This window comes from Acinetobacter sp. WA-87, from assembly GCF_039938935.1.
Taxonomy (GTDB): domain Bacteria; phylum Pseudomonadota; class Gammaproteobacteria; order Pseudomonadales; family Moraxellaceae; genus Acinetobacter; species Acinetobacter seifertii.
The window spans coordinates 348,882-366,864 of sequence record NZ_JBDUVF010000004.1 but is presented as its reverse complement, the minus strand read 5'-3'; the positions used below and the strand labels follow the sequence as shown (position 1 = coordinate 366,864).

Below are 17,983 nucleotides of genomic sequence, written 5' to 3'. Positions count from 1 at the left end.
ACTTAAAGCAACCAACTTAATCACAAGTAACTGTTTTTCAACAAGTTTCTATCTGCATCACCGCCGATGGATGTGCATTATAGAGCATTAAGATCCCTTTGCAATACCTTTCTCATATTTTATTATTCAAGCGGTCACTTTTTAGGCTTTTTCGCCATATTTCTATATTATTTGACCAATTTTACATTGATAATAGGTTATCGCTTCTGTATTAAAATATATCTCTATCCAACTGCATATTATAGATAGCCTGGCTAGCGGTTAAGGAATTATATGAATTATTCTAATTTACTATTATCGAGCTTATTAACTGTTGGTATTTATACATCAGCACACGCTCAAGAAAATCTTACTGAAGGATCTACCGCGAGTTCGGAAGATGCCGCTTCGACAGAGGCTCAGCAGAGTCGCCCCCGCTCACAAATTATTAAAGACTTAAAAGGTCTAAAAGCTAAAGATTTAAAAATCAATGCAAACGCTGCTCAACCTGACACAGTAAAAGATCCATTACAGTCATTAAACCGCCCTATTTATTCTTTTAATGACATGCTAGATCGCAACTTTTTGCGTCCCGTTGCAGTTCAATATAATGAAAAAACACCAGAAGATGTTCGCGGTTCCTATCGCCAGTTCCGCAAAAACCTGGGTGAGCCATGGAATGCAGTTAACCAACTCATTCAAGGTCGTCCTGGTCGCGCAGTAAAAACACTTGGCCGATTTACTGTGAACACCTTAACAACTTTAGGTTTAGCTGACCCCGCTAGTCGCTTAGGGCTTCCACCTGAAGATGAAAGTTTTGGCGTAACTCTCGGTTACTATGGTGTTCCTTCTGGACCATTCCTGATGCTACCTTTCTTTGGCCCAAGTACTTTACGTGATGGTTTAGGCTTAGCTGTAGACTCTCAAGCTCGTCCACAAAAGTATATTATGGATAACCAAGATGGTTTGTATTGGTCAACTAACGTCTTACAAGCTGTTGATACACGTGCCCAGTATTTAGATTTGGATCAAACGATACAAGGCGATCAATATGCAATGATTCGCGATTTGTATCTTCAACGTAAGGCATTCCAGATTGCCGAGAAAAAAGGTAATTCAGCAGACGTATCTTTCATCGATGATGACGAATCTGAAGATGTTCCAGATGATAGCCAACCTAAAAGCAAGAAATAATTAAAGAGGAAACCAAGGTATTGTATCTACTATATAGAAAGGCAATACCTTGATTTTGATTATACATCCTCTATGATGGATAAAATGATCTTGGAAAAAGGACAATCATATCTTCTATGTATTTTATTAAACCGACACGCTCTATCCCTTTCTTAGAGCAAGCTCTGGAATCACTTCCAGACTTACAAGTCATTCACATAGATGATCTCGATTTATATGATCCAACAATTATCGCAATTGCTGATGTACAAGATTTCCTAACTTACAAATGGCGTTTACCTACCATTGTGATTGCTTTTGAACATGAAGGTAGTGCATTAGCTCAGGCATGGGAGGCAGGTGCTCTTGCTGGATGGGTATGGAATCAGTTACCTCAAGATCTGAATAAAGCATTAACAAGAATTGATGCTCAATATAAACGCAATCAAGATAGTCGTGACTTACCTTCGGCGGCAGAATTACAAAAACGTTTACTACCGAATCCTATTGATTTACTAAATTATGAAGTTGAAACTTTTTTCCAACCTTCCGCTTATCTATCAGGTGACTGGTATGACTATTGGAAATTAAACGATAAAGAAGTTTTATTTTATCTTGCAGATGTATCAGGACACGGTGTAACAAGCAGTTTATTAACTTCTTGGATGGCCGCCTTTCATGGCCGATCAAAAACTCCAAGACAGTTGATTAAAAAATTAAATGGAATGCTCGTTCAAGAGAATATTGAAAAGCATATTACGATTGTGGTCGGTATTTTAAATCTGGAAACGCATAGTCTTCGCTGGTCTAGTGCAGGCCACTACCCTCCTCCAATTATTTTTGAACCTAATCAACCTCCAAAAATTTTAACGACTAGTAGTTTCCCTTTGGGTTTAACAGATGAATTGGAAGTTGAAGAACATGTTTGCACATTAAATCGTCATGCACGTTTTATTGTATGCTCAGATGGAGCACTAGAACCATTTGATGGCGGATTGAATGATCAGTTTCAACAATTGGTCCAACATTTGCAAAATCAATCATTCCAAGCCCCTGATCATGTTGCTGATGACATCGCGATTTTTAGTCTTTGTCGAATGAATTAATTTAAAAATCAATCAATTAAAAAATATACGACTTAAGGACTCTTGAGTCTGAGATGGCACTATGTGATAATTTTTCTATCCTTCTCTGAAAATGGCATTTATATGTCAACAGGTCATGTTGAATATGCAAGCTTAAATGGAACGCATATTTTCAAACTTATTGGTGAAGTGCGAGCCCATTCTTGTATAAGTCTAGACAAACTTTTAAACAGAATTGAACAGCAAGAGAATGTTGTTGGTGCAATCGTTGATTTAACCCAAACAACATTTATTGATAGTACTGTATTAGGCATCTTAGCTAAGCTAGGCTTAAAACTGAAACAGACTCATCATATTCAAGCTGTGATGCTATCTACCAATCCAGATATCACAACCTTAGCCAACAGTATGGGGCTAGGGCAGGTTTTTGTCATTTTGAATTATTGTGGCGATCCTAACGTTTGTACTTTGACGCTAACGGATGAACACATTACTCATAATGCAATGCTAAGAACCGTGCTGGATGCACACAAGACATTGATGAAACTTAATGCAAACAATCAGAATATGTTTGAGCCACTTGTTAAGCAATTGCAGAAAGAACAAGACACGCTTGAACAAGTATCTGATAAGCAAAATGCCTAAATTTTATTGCTAATCTGGATTTGTATATGACTCTTGTTTCAGTTGTTCAAATGAATTCTCAAGATGACATTGAAAGCAACTTTCAAATAATCGAGTCATTGATTCAGCAAAGCAAAGCTCAAAATGCCAGCTTAATTGTTTTTCCAGAAAACTTTGTATGTTTTGCTGCTGGTAAACAGCGTGAAACAGCTGAGCAATTTGAATCAATTCAGCAAAGACTTGAGAAACTCGCGCATCAATATCAAATTTGGATTGTTGCTGGCACTTTACCGTGCCCATTTCGTCCAGATGGTTCTATCATACAAGATGGCCGTGTGCGCACAGTAAGCTTATGTATTAGTCCTGAAAGGACAGAAGCACGTTACGACAAAATACATTTATTTGATGTTCAAGTTCGCGATGCTGTCGGTGGATATCAAGAATCCCGCTTCTTTGAACCTGGAACAGACGTCGTAGTCACATCTACCCCTTTTGGCAATATCGGGCTAATGGTATGTTATGACTTGCGTTTTCCTGAGTTAGCTTTAACCTTGAGACAACAAGGTGCTCATCTATTGACTGCACCAGCAGCATTTACCTATACAACAGGGCAAATGCACTGGCAGCTTTTATTACAAGCACGAGCGATGGATAGTCAATGTTATGTTTTAGGGGCAGCACAGCAAGGTTGGCATGGAGAAAAACGTCAAACTTGGGGACATGCAGGAGCAACTGATAGCCGTGGACAAGTTTTAAGTATAATTGAACATGAAGGTAGTGGTTTAATTACTGTACCTTTTGATTTAGCTGCTCAAGAGCTTGTTCGTACATCAATGCCTTTAATGACGCATCGTAAATTAATTCACTATTAAAAGCTTAATTATTCATGTGGAAATATTTAATTAGCATTTTTTGCTTAGGGGCAAATATTCACTGTTATGCAGCTGAATTTGGTGCAACAAATCATTTTGTTTCTTCAAACTTACAGCTTAAACAAGATGTCCTTCCACCTACTCCTAAAAATATCCCTCTACCTGCTTTTGGACAACGGATTATTGGTTGGGGAACCGGTGCAGAAGGTGCGAGACAACGTTTAGAGAATATTCAACCAGCTGATGTTTCTATGATTAAAAAACAAGGAACAACTTTAGAAATGATTACAGCTTGGCAAGATTTCTACGAACAAGAGCAACAACGTAATGAAAATAATCCAACTGCTAAATACCGTGCTCGTTTAATGAAAAAAATTGCCGATCTCTGGTAACTGTTCCAAATTCATATTTTAAAGTCATAGGCTAATTTTTCGATTACTCTTTTTTTTTGCGTTATCTTATTTTTATCAATAACTCAAAATTATGAGCATTTAAGAAATTAAACATAAAGCGATATACTACAAAAGCATCTATTAGTTTTCTGAGAAATATATGGACCAAGACTGTCAAAATTTAAAGCTTGAGAATCAGTTATGTTTCCTCATTTATTCAACAAATTTAGCTCTTAATCAGCTTTATAGAAAACTTTTGACTCCATTAGGCATTACTTATCCTCAATATTTGGTAATGTTGGTTCTATGGGAAAAAGATGAGATTACCGTTTCAGAGATTGGCAACAAACTATTTTTAGAATCATCGACCTTAACCCCCATTTTAAAAAAGTTAGAAGCAATTCAACTCGTAAATCGCACTCGTTCAAAAGAAGATGAACGTCAAGTAATTATTACACTAAGTGAAAAAGGTAAAGAACTTAAGGAACAAGCCGTGAATATTCCAGCTCATATTTTGGAAGCAAGTTCTTGTGACATGACCACCCTACTTGGTTTGAAAGATCAACTAACACAACTTCGTACAAATATAGCCAAATAATCATCAATTTTTTTACAATTTTGGCTTGTCAAAATAATTAAGTCGTGTACGATATATTTGTATTCAATTTAATTTGGGAATAATAAGATGTCTTTAGAAAAAGTTGTGTATCGTGCAAAAGCTAAAGCAACTGGTGGCCGTGATGGTCGTGCAACTTCATCAGACGGCGTATTAGACGTACAACTCGGTGTACCTAAAGAAATGGGCGGCGCTGGTGGTGCTGTAACTAACCCAGAACAATTATTTGCAGCTGGTTACTCAGCGTGCTTTTTGGGTGCTTTAAAATTCGTTGCAAACCGCGATAAATTTAATATTAGCAAAGATGCTTATGTTGAAGGTGAAGTTGGTATTGGTCCAATTCCTACAGGTTTTAGTATTGAAGTAACGTTAAATGTTTACTTAATTGGTATGGACCGTGAAGAAGCTGAAAAATTAGTGGGGGCAGCTCATATTGTTTGCCCATATTCAAATGCGACTCGCAATAATATTGATGTGACTTTTAATATTGTGACTGAATAAGTTTTGATATTTCAAAAATGCCCGAATCAAATCGGGCATTTTTATATCTTACAGATTATGCTTCACTTGCTTCATTGGTTACTCGAAGCACTTCTTCAAGTGTAGTTTTACCCGAAAGCACTTTACGCAAGCCATCATCACGAATTGAACCTGAATACTGGCGAGCATGGTTTTCTAATTCAAACTCAGCTGCATTGCCATGAATAAGGCGACGCATAGGTTCATCAACAGGTACAATTTCATAAATAGCCGTACGACCATTAAACCCTAAATGTGAGCAATGATCACATCCTTTGGCTTCAGGTAACTTTAAAGCTGGCTCATGCGAGATATGTTGAAAAACCTGCTTTTCAAAAGTATCGGCTTCACGCCATGTCATACAATGTGGACATAAAGTACGAACCAAACGTTGAGCAACCACCCCAATTAAAGAGCTTGATAATAAGAAGGGTTCAATCCCCATATCTTTAAGCCGAGTAACCGCACCAATAGCAGTATTGGTATGCAGCGTTGATAAAACCAAATGACCTGTTAACGAGGCTTGTACTGCAATTTCAGCAGTTTCCAAGTCACGAATCTCGCCCACCATCACCACATCAGGATCTTGACGTAACATTGCTTTTAAAGCACGAGCAAATGTCATATCTACTTTGGTATTCACTTGAGTCTGACCAATACCTTCGAGTTGATATTCGATAGGATCTTCAGCAGTTAAGATATTTCGAGTATTGTCATTTAGATCAGATAGAGCTGCATATAAAGTTGTTGTTTTACCCGAACCCGTAGGCCCTGTGACCAAAATAATGCCGTGTGGACGATGTACCAATTGCGTTAAACGTTCATAGTCATTTGCCATTAAACCCAAGTGAGTCATATTGAGTCGACCCGCTTGTTTATCGAGTAAACGCATAACAACCCTTTCACCATGTGACGATGGCAAAGTTGAAACACGGACATCAACTTCACGGCCAGCAAGACGTAAAGAAATACGTCCATCTTGCGGTACACGCTTTTCAGCAATATCGAGTTTCGCCATAACTTTAATACGTGAAACAAGTAATGGAGCTAGTTCACGGCGTGGCTGTACAATTTCACGCAATTGACCATCTACCCGTAAACGAACAGATAATTTCTTTTCGAAAGCTTCAATATGAATATCTGAAGCCCCTACCCGAATTGCCTCTGAAAGTAATGCATTGATCAGACGGACAATAGGCGCGTCATCTTCTTGATCCATTAAGTCTTCTGTTTCAGGAACTTGATCGGCAAGACTCAATAAATCTGGATGATCTTCTAAACCAGCCGCAACTTGTTGCGACTCCCCAGTGTCGCCTGCGTAACTCGTACTTAATAGACTATTAAACTCTTGTTCAGTACATAACTGATAATGTGCAGGCTTCCCCAAAATTCGTCTTGCTTCCTGCAATGCAATTTTTTCTGTATTTTGACGTCTAACAATAAAAACTTGATCACCGTCATAACGAAATAAAACACCATGACGCTTGGCAAAACTATATGGAACTTGTATTTGTTTCAATATTTGCATCACAATTTATAATGATGAGTAAGATGATTTTGAGTGTACTCTAAGCAGATTACAGCGTGAAGTCTGTTTAACAACTCGGTAGAGGAATTTTACGTCTTGTTTGAAAATAATGAATATCAGCCTCGCCCCCAAAATTCTTTAAAATGGTGGGGTGAACAGCACTTTGAAATTAACCAATCCAAAGCATGGCAATTTGGTTCAATGCTCTTTCGTTTAACGCGTGGCATAAAAGAATGGCGTATCGAATATTATCGTCCTTCTCTTCAAGATGATAATGAGCAAGATTGGCATCCAGTTGCCGACCCACATTTTGCTTTTCCACATAATGTTCAAGTCGAACGTTATATGTTTCGAAAGACCAATTCAGAATTTTTACTGATGCCACGTCTGGCTGATCGTTCTGTGGTTATTAAACCTGTTGATCCGATTTATATTCCAGCAGGTCAGCGAGGAACTCTTTATATTAGTACGCCTCTCTGGATTGCTGGTTTAGTTGAAAGTCAGCATGAGCCTTTATTTGAAATTCCTGTAATTCAGCCTAAAGATACATGGTTTGGGCCTAATGCACAGCAAGGTGAAGTTTGCTATGCAACCTCTGTTGATGGACGTACTGATTTAAACTTGTTAACACCACGTGCGTTTCGTGCAGTTACACCTATTGATTTTCACAATACCAGTAACCATCAATTACGCTTTGATCGTATGAATGTACCAGTAACCGCCCTACCTCTTTTTTATAGTGAAAGTACTGGTCGTTTATGGACTTCTCAAATTAAAGTTTATTATGAGGGCTCTGACCGTCCTGCCCGTATTCGTATTGAAAATCGTACCCCCCCCCTTGCTGGTGAAGTGACTTATGTTCATCCCCCGCGGTCACCTGGTGGTGCACTATTTAATATGTTTGATTCATTCTTTTAAGGGGGTTATATGGCTGATACAAATATTCCGAAAGAAATCGCTTATAGTCTCAAAAGTATATTTACCAATATTAATACCGAACGTATTAGTGAAATTTTAGTCGGTGTTGTGCTTTGCTTTATTGGTTTTATTCTTGCACGCATTATTTCAAATACATTTATTAGAACTATTGGCTCACGCTTTAATGCTCATCAACGTTTAGTGTGGCGTCGTGGTATTTTTTATTTTATTTTCTTACTCTTCATTATGACGAGTTTAAAAGAGGCAGGATTTAAACTTAGTGTATTCCTTGGAGCGGCAGGGATTTTAACAGTAGCACTTGGTTTTGCTTCACAAACATCAGCCAGTAACTTAATTAGTGGTCTATTTTTGATTGGGGAAGGTTCATTTGAAGTCGGTGATACCATTCAAATTACCCTCATTCGTGGCAATACCATCGAAGGTGAAGTCATTTCAATTGACCTACTCTCGGTTAAGCTACTCACGCTCGACAATGTTTATATTCGTTTGCCGAATGAACAACTTATTCGTGCGCCTGTACACAACTTATCTAAATATCCGATACGGCGTATTCCAATTACACTCGCCATTAACTTTCACGAAGACATTATTAAAGTTCGCGAAGTGTTACTAAATGTGGCAGCGAATTATCCACTCGTATTAGATGACCCAAAACCTGCGGTAACTGTAACTGCATTTAGGGAATCATCGATTGAGCTTTTATTTGCAATGTGGTGCCGCCAAGAAAATTCTTTAAAAGTTCGAGATGAAATGCAAGAACGTATCCGAAATGGCTTTTTAGATAATCAAATTGAAATTCCTGTTCCTAAAATGGGATTAATTGATCGTCCATCTACTATTTTTGCTGAAGATGATATCGATCAATACAGCAACCAGAAAGAGTTAAAACGAGAGCCTAAAGCTTAGGCTCTTGATTCTTCTTTACAGAGAATGATGGTGGTAATGGTGCAAGATAAGCAATAATCAGCATTACCCCACCTGCTCCAATAAATGAAATAACTCGAGTTAATGTTGCACTTTGCGATAGATCAAGCAAAATCAGCTTTAATACAACAATTCCTAAAAGTGCAGCACCTACAAACCAGAGTTGACGAATCATTTTCCGACTAGAGTATGTGGTCAATACAAATGCCAAAATAACCCAAAGTAGTGTCAGGCTTAATTGGACTATTCCATTTGTCCAAATTGCCACGCTCCATAGTGGTGTCGCCCAGTAGTGGTGCAAGCCACGAACGACCACACTACTGAACACCAACAATCCCACTAAAATTGTTGTAATTTTAAAAGTCCACTCCAGTGACTTATCTTGATCAAAATCATGTTGATAAATAATAAAGAGTAGGCCTGCAAATCCCGCAATTGAAAGTAAGTCAGTTAAGTTAAATAAAGGAATAAAATATAGGTACTCGGCAGAATGAATATCAACACTCACCGCAAGCAACCACAATAAGCTCAAACACCACACCGGAATTTGATGCAACAACGTCGTTTTATGAGCTTTATATGCCCAAAGTGAATACCCCCCTGGAACAAAAGCCAAAGCCTCAATTGGCATTTGCGGAAAAATAGCCACACCCACTATCGCTAATGCTAACCAGCTTAAACCAGCCCAGACTTTTAAGTAGCTAGACTCACCCAACTGCGGTTGAGCGATAATAAATAAACCACTAAGAAGAATAGTACTAACAAGGAAAGTAATTTGCTGTAATGAATCTACCCATTTAAACAACGTAAAAACTTGACTTGTAAAAGCTTCACCCAAAATTAGTAACAGTAACAGACTAATTAAAAGTAACTGTAAACTTTCCCATTGGACACGAAGCTTATAATGAATAACTGCACTAAATACTGCGATTAAGGCTATGGCAAACATCAAATATGGGCTTAAGGCATGATGATGCCATGCCATTATTTCTACACCTGCTACAGCACCCGCATACATACCTAGACATAAGAAAATGCCGCTAAACATGCTTGCACTGAAATAGCGTTGTTCTTTACTGTTGTATTGCAGTAAATAAAAAGCCGAAATGAATTGAGCAATTGCATAAATGCTAGTGCTTAGTGTTGGGAACTCTTCATTTGCCCAAACCTGATAAAACAGTGCAAGTGAGCTAAGTAAAACTAAAACTACCCCAATATATCGGCTTAAACGGTAGCGCTCAGTGACACCCCATACAATAAGAGCTGTACCTTGAGCAACCCAACCAATTGCTGTCCAATGTGCCCCTTTCGCGAGTGGAAAAATTAAGGCAAAAAACGCAACAGAAAGAATGAAAAAGCTTTTGGCAAGAACTGAAAGTTGTGGATGGGATTTTTTAATCCAATAAGTTAATACCGCATAAGTACCCGCTAATACAGCAGCACCAATCGTCAACGCTTGGGTCGACTCATGAACTAAATAAGCATGAAGTGTAAAGCCTAATACAGGAACACTAAAAATAAGGCCTACATCTAACAGTGGAGGTAAACGAATACCTACTTGTTTATCATGTTCTGAAACCCGCGATATATTTTGGCTATAACGAACACTTAACCAAATAAACAAAGCAATATGACACCATAAGATCCAGTCTAATGTGTCAAATTTTGCTGGCTCAGCATAAAATGCGATTGCACTACCACCAATAAACATCGTGGCAAAGAAAGCAATCTGATTTAGGATTTTCCAAGGCTGAATAAAATTTACAGCAGCCACTGCAAGATTAATGACGAAATAATAACTAAATAGAAAAATTACATCTGGGCGATATTGCGGAATAACTAAAGGTGCCGCATAAGCCATACCGAGCGCTAATATTGCCAAATAAATTGCTTGTTGTTTTAAGCTCAGGAATACTGTAATTGCTAATAAAATAGCAAATAAAATACTTGCTGTAGTGATATTGGCAATCACACCAAAATGATGTGAGAACACAAGCGTCAGGAACACAACCGCAAGCCCTACACCCTGCAATGCCACAGCAAAAAGCTGGTTTTTCTTTTGTAAGGTATATCCAAATGCCGTTAATACAGCTCCAGCAATTGCAATAAAGCCCAGCTTAACACCTAAGCTTAACTGCCAATGTTCGCTTGCAAAACGTAATAACAACACTACTCCAACCATCAGCACAGCAACAGCAACTCTTAAGATTGGATTACCATGAACCATCCAATCGACTGCTGGTTGCCACCATGCGCTTTGTACATGAGCTATTTGTTGTTCTTGATTTGAAGCTATTGTTTCAGGTAGAACTGGCTTGACTGGCTCAACGATATTTTTTAGATCAACTTGCTCTATCGCTGGAGTTATAGCTTCTGTTTGTAAAGTATCGTTTACACGAACAGTTTGTTTTGCTGACTCAAGCAACAATAGACGAGTATGAAATGCACTAATGATTTGAATCAAACATAATAATAAAACCAGTAATGCCCCACCAGCAATCCACATCCAATGATTGATATAAGCAACTAATGCAACCAAGGCGGCTGCATAAATTACTGTTCTTTGTATGTGTATAGAATAAAGTGGCGTTTTCTGCTGAGAAAACTGTTGTTCTAAATGAATTAAACGCTGATGCAAATTTGATAAAAATTGAACTAATATGACAGTGAGCGCAATAGATAAAGCAACAACGGCGCTTTGAAATTTAAAACCAATTGAAATGGCTAAAAACAAAGTCAAAGCGATCAAAACGACGATCATTCCCTGTTTGTCTTTTTTATACATGGGCTTAGCAATATAACAGCTTCATTACATGTCATATTACTTCAAGCCAATACAAGCGTATATTTATTCATACAAAATACTGCAAAAATCATAATCCTGCATTCATAGCCATTTTCACGTAAAATACCCCTAATTCAAATTAAGGAATTGTTCAATGCCACCATTTGTCTTGGTTGATGGGTCCTATTTTTTATTTCGTGCATATCATGCATTACCACCATTGACGACCTCTACAGGGTTACATACCAATGCAATACGTGGGGCAATTTCTGCCATTCAAAAATTAATGCGCCGTATGCAGCCAACACATATGGCCGTGATTTTTGATACGCCTGAGCCAACTTTCCGTCATAAGCTTTCACCTATTTATAAAGGTGATCGCCCAACAATGCCTGAAGAGTTATCTCAACAAATTCCATATTTGCATGCATTAATTAAAGCGCAAGGGATTCCTTTATATAGTCTTCCGGGTGCTGAAGCTGATGACATTATCGGCACACTTGCTAAACGTGCCGTACTCGAGGGCCATCATGTCCTTATCTCAACTGGAGATAAAGACATGGCTCAGCTCGTCAATGACCATGTAAAATTAGAAGATAGCTTTAAAGATCGCGTAATGGACACCGACGGCGTATTTGAGAAGTTTGGTGTTTGGCCAAATCAGATTATCGACTACTTGACTCTAATGGGCGATGCATCTGATGGTATTATGGGCGTGCCTGGCGTGGGTGCAAAAACAGCAGCCAAGTTACTGACCGAATATGGCACTTTAGACAATATCATTGCTAATGTAGACCAGCTTAAAGGCAAACTGAGCCAAAATATTAAAGACAATTTAGACAATATTAAGCTTGATCACCAATTAGCCAGTATTGTATGTGATCTTCCTTTAGAACTCGACTGGCATGAATTAAAGCTTACTGATCCAAACGTAGAGGCTTTGCGTAATCTATACACTGAGCTTGAGTTTAGAAACCAATTACAATCGCTTGATCATCCAAACAACCCAAATAGTTCAAGCTACAAACAGCAAGCTTCACAGACTATTGTTCAAAATGAAGTTAAACCTGCTGAAACGATAGAAACCGAAGATCAAGCCAGCTTAACTAGTCAAGATGACCAGCTTGGAACTGCAAATTATCATACTGTTTTAACTCAAGAAGCTTGGGATCAACTCTGGCAACGCATGCAAAATGCTGATCATTTTGCTATTGATACAGAGACCACAAGTCTTGATTACCGTATTGCAGAAATGGTCGGTTTTTCAATCGCCTTTGATGCACAAGATGCCTACTATGTGCCTTTAGCGCATAACTATGAAAATGCACCGCAACAACTGAACCGTGAACAAATTCTAGCTCAAATTAAGCCTGTGCTAGAAAATGAAGCAGTTAAAAAAATCGGTCATCACCTTAAATATGACGCCCATATTTTTGCAAACCACGGTATAGAGCTTAAAGGCTGGTATTTCGATAGCATGCTGGCATCGTATGTACTAAATGCAGCTGCTACTCGTCATGGTATGGATGATGTTGCTCGTGTCTACTTAAGTCACTTAACCACGACTTTTGAACAAATTGCTGGTAAAGGTGCTAAACAGAAGACTTTTAATCAAATTGAGATTGAAGTTGCTGCTCATTATGCAGCCGAAGATGCACATGTGACCTATCGTTTATATGAAGTCCTTTCAAATAAACTTAAAGCACATCCTGAGCTAGAAAATATTTTATATAACATTGAAATGCCAGTTGCCCGAATTTTGTCAGGCATGGAAGAAGATGGTATTCGTTTAGATCATGCTTTCTTAGACAAATTAAGTGTCGAGTTTGCAAAAACCATGGAAGGCCTTGAAAATCAGGCTATGGAAATTGCAGATGAAACTTTTAATATTGCTTCACCTAAACAAGTCGGCGAAATCCTATTTGATAAATTAGGAATCAAAGGCGGTAAAAAAACTGCAACTGGACAATACAGCACCAGTGAAAGTGTTTTAGAAAAAATTGAACATCCTTTAGCGGAAATTATTCTAGAACATCGTGGGTTAGCAAAGCTAAAAAGTACCTATACTGACCGTTTAGTTGAGCAATCTCATAACGACACGCATCGTGTACATACGAGTTATCATCAAGCGCTCACAGCAACAGGTCGCCTCTCCTCTTCTGATCCTAATTTACAAAATATTCCAATTCGTAGACAAATTGGCCGTCAAATTCGTAAGGCATTCATTGCACCAGAAGGACGAGTACTATTGGCTGCCGATTACTCACAAATTGAACTTCGTTTAATGGCTCATTTCTCTCAAGATGAAGCATTAGTACATGCTTTCCAGCACGGACAAGACGTTCACCGCCGTACTGCTGCCGAAGTATTAGGTATTGCAATTGAAGATGTAACCAATGACCAACGCCGCCAAGCGAAAGCAGTTAACTTTGGTCTACTGTATGGTATGTCTGAGTTTGGCTTAATTCGTCAATTAGGCTTCACACGTCAAGAATCGCAAAATTATATTAAGCAATATTTCCAACGCTATCCTGGTATTTACGAATATATGCAACGCACACGTCAAGTTGCATCAGAACAAGGCTTTGTGGAAACCATTTTAGGTCGTCGTCTATATACACCAGATATTGATGCAAGAAATGTGATGGTGCGTAAGGCTGCCGAACGTGCTGCAATTAATGCGCCTTTACAAGGTAGTGCGGCTGATATTATTAAACTTGCAATGATTGAAGTTGATAAAATCTTGCCAAAAGATCAAGCCAAGCTACTACTTCAAGTACACGATGAATTAGTATTTGAAGCTAATCAAAATATTGCTGAGGAACTTTCAAAACAGATCGCAAAAGTCATGGAATCTGTTGTAGAAATTTCCGTACCGTTAGTGGTTGAAGTTGGGCAAGGACAAAACTGGGATGACGCACACTAAGCCATCAATAAACCAATAAAAAAGGGCTGTGAAATACAGCCCTTTTTTATCGCCTCAACTTAAAGTCCAGTTAAAAGAACTTTAGCGACTTCATTCATTAAGATCTCGGCAATATACAGTGCCAAGAATGCCAAAATTGGAGACAAATCAATCATTCCCATATTAGGCAACAAACGACGGAATGGTGCCAGTAATGGTTCAGCTAAATCTTGAATCACCTCAATATAAGGTGAACGCGATTGAGTGAACATAACCACCCAACTCAAAATGATTGTCGCAAAAATCAAATAACGGCAGAAACGAATCAAATCTTGAATCATGGTCACAAATGTCAGAATCACTAAATGAATCGGACTATTTGGCATTGAGCCAGAAAGATACATTACACCGAAAATTTTCAGTAAATATAAAATAATTAAAAGAACTAACGCGGCTAAATTGAATCGACCTTTTGCGACCGTTGGAAAAATTCGGCCAAAAATATCAACAATTTTCGTCGCTTTTACTGTCGATAAAACCACAGGATTATAAGGACTTACTGCCGCCAATTGCATTAAAAAACGGAAAAAGACCAATAAAATCGCGACATTAATTAAAATTCCAAAAATTAGCGCAGAATTTGCACCCATAGTTGTCTTATCCTATTTAAGCTATTTTGCACTGTCACTCAGTTCTTGAGCCAACTCTTGACTACGCTTCTGTGCAGCAGCCAATGCAGATTGAATATTTTGGGAGATTTGTGCACGGTCAAAAACTTCAAGTGCAGCTTGTGTCGTACCATTTGGTGATGTCACATTCTTACGAAGTTCAGACGGAGTATTTGAACTCGTAATTGCCATTTGAGCTGCACCTAATGCTGTTTGAAGAGTTAAAGCAGTGGCAACTTTTTCATCAAGTCCTAAATTTTTACCAGCACGGATCATACTTTCCATGAGATAGAAAAAATATGCAGGACCTGAACCAGAAACCGCTGTTACCGCATCAATTTGAGCTTCGGAGTTTACCCAAATTGTTAAGCCTGTGGCTGCTAAAATTTGACTCGTTAATTCACGATCCGCAGAGCCCACCACATCATTTGCATAGATACCATGCGCACCAGTTTGAACGAGGGCTGGCGTATTTGGCATAACTCGAACAATTCGATTACTATCAATTAAGTTTGATATTGTTTGAATTTCAGCACCAGCAATAATTGATATAACCAATTTATCTGATAAAAGCCCTTTTAGAGGACGTAAAACAGTTGCCAAAACTTGCGGCTTTACCGCTAGTACGACAACATCAGCATTTTGAATTGCAGCCACATTATCTTGAGTTACATGAACTTCTTTTTCTTGTAATAAATGGCGGATTTGTTCAACTGGATCTGAAACGGTAATACGTGTTGGCGGTAAACCTCTTGAAATTAGGCCACCAATCAACGCTTGGGCCATATTACCACCACCAATAAAACAGATATTACTATTTACTGAACTTGTCATAACCATATTCGCCATTTACCAGATCACAAGAATGAGAAATTAAATCTGGTTGCCATCCTCCTTGCTCACAATACGGAGACTGAGCCAACCAAAATCCTTTCGGTGTAAAAACCCCAAGCATAACATTATCTATGACTAATATTTGAATTGTATGACGAAGCCAAGGCAAAATATGTGCTTCTTGAATTGCTTTTTTTAATGGCCATTGCCCAACACGACCATATAAATGGATTTTTTCACCGCCTTGACGTCGAATTATTTTCAAGTCTTTATTTAGTAAAGAATGACTCAATCCAATTTCTTTAGACAGAATATGAAAAAGTCCAGAAGGCCCCTGCCATTTTTCTTCTAATTTAAATACATGCTCGAGTTCAGCTTCGACCGGATTTAATGTTTCAGCAAGAAAATCTTGCTTACTTAATCTATAAAGGTAATTTTGATAACGGACATAGTAAAACTGATTCCAGTGCAAAGCGGCTTGTGCATCAGACTTTGAATTAATTACTTCACTCTTTAACCGCTCAACCATTTCAAATGCAGGCCGATATTGTCCATCACCTTTCATCCAAACAGAAAGTAATTGACGCTGACGTGCAGATGTCAACTCTAGTAATTTAGTTAAATCTAAACACTCAGCCGTGCCACAATGCTCTAAATCAACTTTTAAAACTTCTTCTAAAATTTCAGAAGCGTCTTGCATCAGGTAACTGGTTCGGCTTAAAGCCTGCTGCATTTTTGGAAATCGGTTTTTTAAGAATGGCCAAAGCTCTTCACGTGACCATGCCCGATCATAATGAATATCATAATTTGTAGGATCATTTACATACTCAATTTCAAGTTGAGCGGTCCAAGCAGCAATTTGTTCACGAGTTAAATCTAAAAAAGGACGCCAAATCGCCATATCTACACGATAATCAATAGACTGCATAGCAGCAAGTCCATCAACACCAGCTCCCGACAACAATCTTAATATAACTGTTTCGGCTTGATCTTGTTGATGGTGTGCAAGCACTAAAGTTTCATTAGGTTGTAAATGCTGTAGATAAGCTTGATAACGTGCCTGACGTGCTTGAGCTTCCAAATTACCATCAGTAACTTGGACTTTTTGAATAATATAAGGGATATTTAAACTTATTGCTTGATTGGCAACTAGTTTCGACCATTCTGCACTTTGTTCTTGCAGTTGATGATCAATGTGAATTACTCGGATCTTTTGAGGGAAAATTTGAGACATCAAATGTAGCAGCAGCATTGAATCCATGCCGCCACTACATCCAATAAGAAAAGAGCTATTCTCTGAAAACTCTTGAGACTGCTTTAAGACGCTATGCCTAAATTTTCGCTGCCAAACTTCATTAAACGTTGATAACGTGCTTCGCATCGTTCATTTGCATCCATTGGTAGCAATTCATCTAAAGCTTGCTTCAAAACTACTTTTAGATTTTGCATAACACGCTCAGGGTCTAAATGAGCCCCTTCGCCTTCATCTACTACATATTCAACAATACCTAAAGATTGCAGCTTATCTGCTGTCAAACCTAAAGCTTCACTTGCTTGAGCAGCTTTTTCAGCAGTCTTCCACAAAATAGATGCACAGCCTTCTGGTGAAATAACAGAATAAATACTATGAGATAGCATAATTACTCGGTCAGCAACACCAATACCTAAAGCACCACCAGAACCGCCTTCACCGAGTACTGTTGCAACTACAGGAACTTTCAAACTTGAAAGTTGAGCAAGACTCGTTGCAATTGCTTCAGCTTGTCCACGCTCTTCAGCACCAACACCTGGGTAAGCGCCCATAGTATCAATAAATGTAAAGACTGGAAGATTAAAACGCTCAGCCATATCTAATAAACGCTGAGATTTACGGTAACCTTCTGGGTTCGCCATACCAAAGTTGTGCTTTAATTTTTCACGGGTACTACGACCACGGTGTTGTCCAATGACCATCACAGGTTGACCGTCAAAACGAGCAAGACCACCTACCATCGCACCATCGTCACCAAACAAACGATCACCATGCAAGGCATCAAACTCTGTAAAGATTTCACCGACATAATCTAGAAATTGCGGACGATCAGGATGACGTGCAATTTGAACCGTTGTCCACGCTTTGGACTGAGTAGCTTTTTTCATA

16 protein-coding genes are annotated in these 17,983 nt (G+C 38.5%); 10 read left to right on the top strand and 6 right to left on the bottom strand.

Annotated features, from left to right (window positions below; genetic code table 11):
- Positions 1 to 273 precede the first annotated feature (273 nt).
- The 7 genes from ABFY81_RS14200 (at position 274) to ABFY81_RS14170 (ending at position 5,242) form a co-directional block, all read left to right on the top strand.
- Positions 274 to 1,173: a VacJ family lipoprotein gene (locus ABFY81_RS14200; protein ID WP_347914010.1), complete on the top strand. Its 900-nt coding sequence runs from the start codon at positions 274 to 276 to the stop codon at positions 1,171 to 1,173.
- A gap of 116 nt (positions 1,174 to 1,289) precedes the next feature.
- A complete protein-coding gene (gene gigA / locus ABFY81_RS14195) occupies positions 1,290 to 2,258 on the top strand; it encodes an RsbU family protein phosphatase GigA (protein WP_347914009.1) in 969 nt (322 codons plus the stop codon).
- A 102-nt stretch (positions 2,259 to 2,360) separates the two neighbouring features.
- Complete coding sequence (gene gigB, locus ABFY81_RS14190) at positions 2,361 to 2,882, top strand: anti-anti-sigma factor GigB (RefSeq protein ID WP_000103065.1); 522 nt, start codon at positions 2,361 to 2,363, stop codon at positions 2,880 to 2,882.
- A 26-nt stretch (positions 2,883 to 2,908) separates the two neighbouring features.
- Entirely contained in the window at positions 2,909 to 3,733 is an 825-nt protein-coding gene (locus ABFY81_RS14185; RefSeq protein ID WP_347914008.1) for a carbon-nitrogen hydrolase family protein, read from the top strand.
- A gap of 14 nt (positions 3,734 to 3,747) precedes the next feature.
- Entirely contained in the window at positions 3,748 to 4,125 is a 378-nt protein-coding gene (locus ABFY81_RS14180) for a DUF4951 domain-containing protein (RefSeq protein ID WP_347914007.1), read from the top strand.
- A gap of 160 nt (positions 4,126 to 4,285) precedes the next feature.
- Positions 4,286 to 4,723, top strand: coding sequence for a MarR family transcriptional regulator (locus ABFY81_RS14175; RefSeq protein WP_151741739.1), 438 nt, complete (start codon positions 4,286 to 4,288; stop codon positions 4,721 to 4,723).
- A gap of 87 nt (positions 4,724 to 4,810) precedes the next feature.
- Positions 4,811 to 5,242 (top strand): organic hydroperoxide resistance protein, encoded by a 432-nt coding sequence (locus ABFY81_RS14170; RefSeq protein WP_174724020.1) that lies wholly within the window; start codon positions 4,811 to 4,813, stop codon positions 5,240 to 5,242.
- A gap of 55 nt (positions 5,243 to 5,297) precedes the next feature.
- Here the strand turns inward: ABFY81_RS14170 and gspE are convergent, their stop codons facing one another.
- Positions 5,298 to 6,788, bottom strand: a complete 1,491-nt coding sequence (gene gspE / locus ABFY81_RS14165) for a type II secretion system ATPase GspE (RefSeq protein ID WP_134262312.1) — start codon at positions 6,786 to 6,788, stop codon at positions 5,298 to 5,300.
- A gap of 96 nt (positions 6,789 to 6,884) precedes the next feature.
- Between gspE and ABFY81_RS14160 the strand changes: the two genes are divergently transcribed.
- The gene (locus ABFY81_RS14160) at positions 6,885 to 7,706 is read left to right on the top strand and encodes a hypothetical protein (protein WP_347016547.1); all 822 of its coding nucleotides are present in this window, start codon (positions 6,885 to 6,887) and stop codon (positions 7,704 to 7,706) included.
- A gap of 9 nt (positions 7,707 to 7,715) precedes the next feature.
- Positions 7,716 to 8,633, top strand: a complete 918-nt coding sequence (locus tag ABFY81_RS14155; RefSeq protein WP_191000704.1) for a mechanosensitive ion channel family protein — start codon at positions 7,716 to 7,718, stop codon at positions 8,631 to 8,633.
- Here the strand turns inward: ABFY81_RS14155 and ABFY81_RS14150 are convergent.
- Positions 8,623 to 11,436: a DUF2339 domain-containing protein gene (locus ABFY81_RS14150; RefSeq protein ID WP_347914006.1), complete on the bottom strand. Its 2,814-nt coding sequence runs from the start codon at positions 11,434 to 11,436 to the stop codon at positions 8,623 to 8,625. The two genes, ABFY81_RS14155 and ABFY81_RS14150, sit on opposite strands and share 11 nt — an antisense overlap.
- Positions 11,437 to 11,590: 154 nt before the next feature.
- On the opposite strand from ABFY81_RS14150, the gene polA reads away from it, so the two are divergent.
- Complete coding sequence (polA, locus tag ABFY81_RS14145; RefSeq protein WP_151760817.1) at positions 11,591 to 14,362, top strand: DNA polymerase I; 2,772 nt, start codon at positions 11,591 to 11,593, stop codon at positions 14,360 to 14,362.
- 59 nt (positions 14,363 to 14,421) lie between these two features.
- On the opposite strand, the gene ABFY81_RS14140 is transcribed toward polA, so the two are convergent.
- From ABFY81_RS14140 to ABFY81_RS14125, 4 genes are read right to left on the bottom strand one after another with little or no spacing between them, the layout of a single operon-like run.
- Positions 14,422 to 14,991 (bottom strand): YggT family protein, encoded by a 570-nt coding sequence (locus tag ABFY81_RS14140; RefSeq protein WP_002054582.1) that lies wholly within the window; start codon positions 14,989 to 14,991, stop codon positions 14,422 to 14,424.
- A gap of 21 nt (positions 14,992 to 15,012) precedes the next feature.
- A complete protein-coding gene (gene proC, locus ABFY81_RS14135) occupies positions 15,013 to 15,849 on the bottom strand; it encodes a pyrroline-5-carboxylate reductase (protein ID WP_347914016.1) in 837 nt (278 codons plus the stop codon).
- On the bottom strand, positions 15,824 to 17,224 hold the full coding sequence (gene tilS, locus ABFY81_RS14130; RefSeq protein ID WP_347914005.1) for a tRNA lysidine(34) synthetase TilS: 1,401 nt from the start codon (positions 17,222 to 17,224) through the stop codon (positions 15,824 to 15,826). Before tilS ends, proC begins: the two co-directional genes overlap by 26 nt.
- A complete protein-coding gene (locus tag ABFY81_RS14125) occupies positions 17,161 to 17,982 on the bottom strand; it encodes an acetyl-CoA carboxylase carboxyltransferase subunit alpha (RefSeq protein WP_004698563.1) in 822 nt (273 codons plus the stop codon). Before ABFY81_RS14125 ends, tilS begins: the two co-directional genes overlap by 64 nt.
- Position 17,983: the final 1 nt, after the last annotated feature.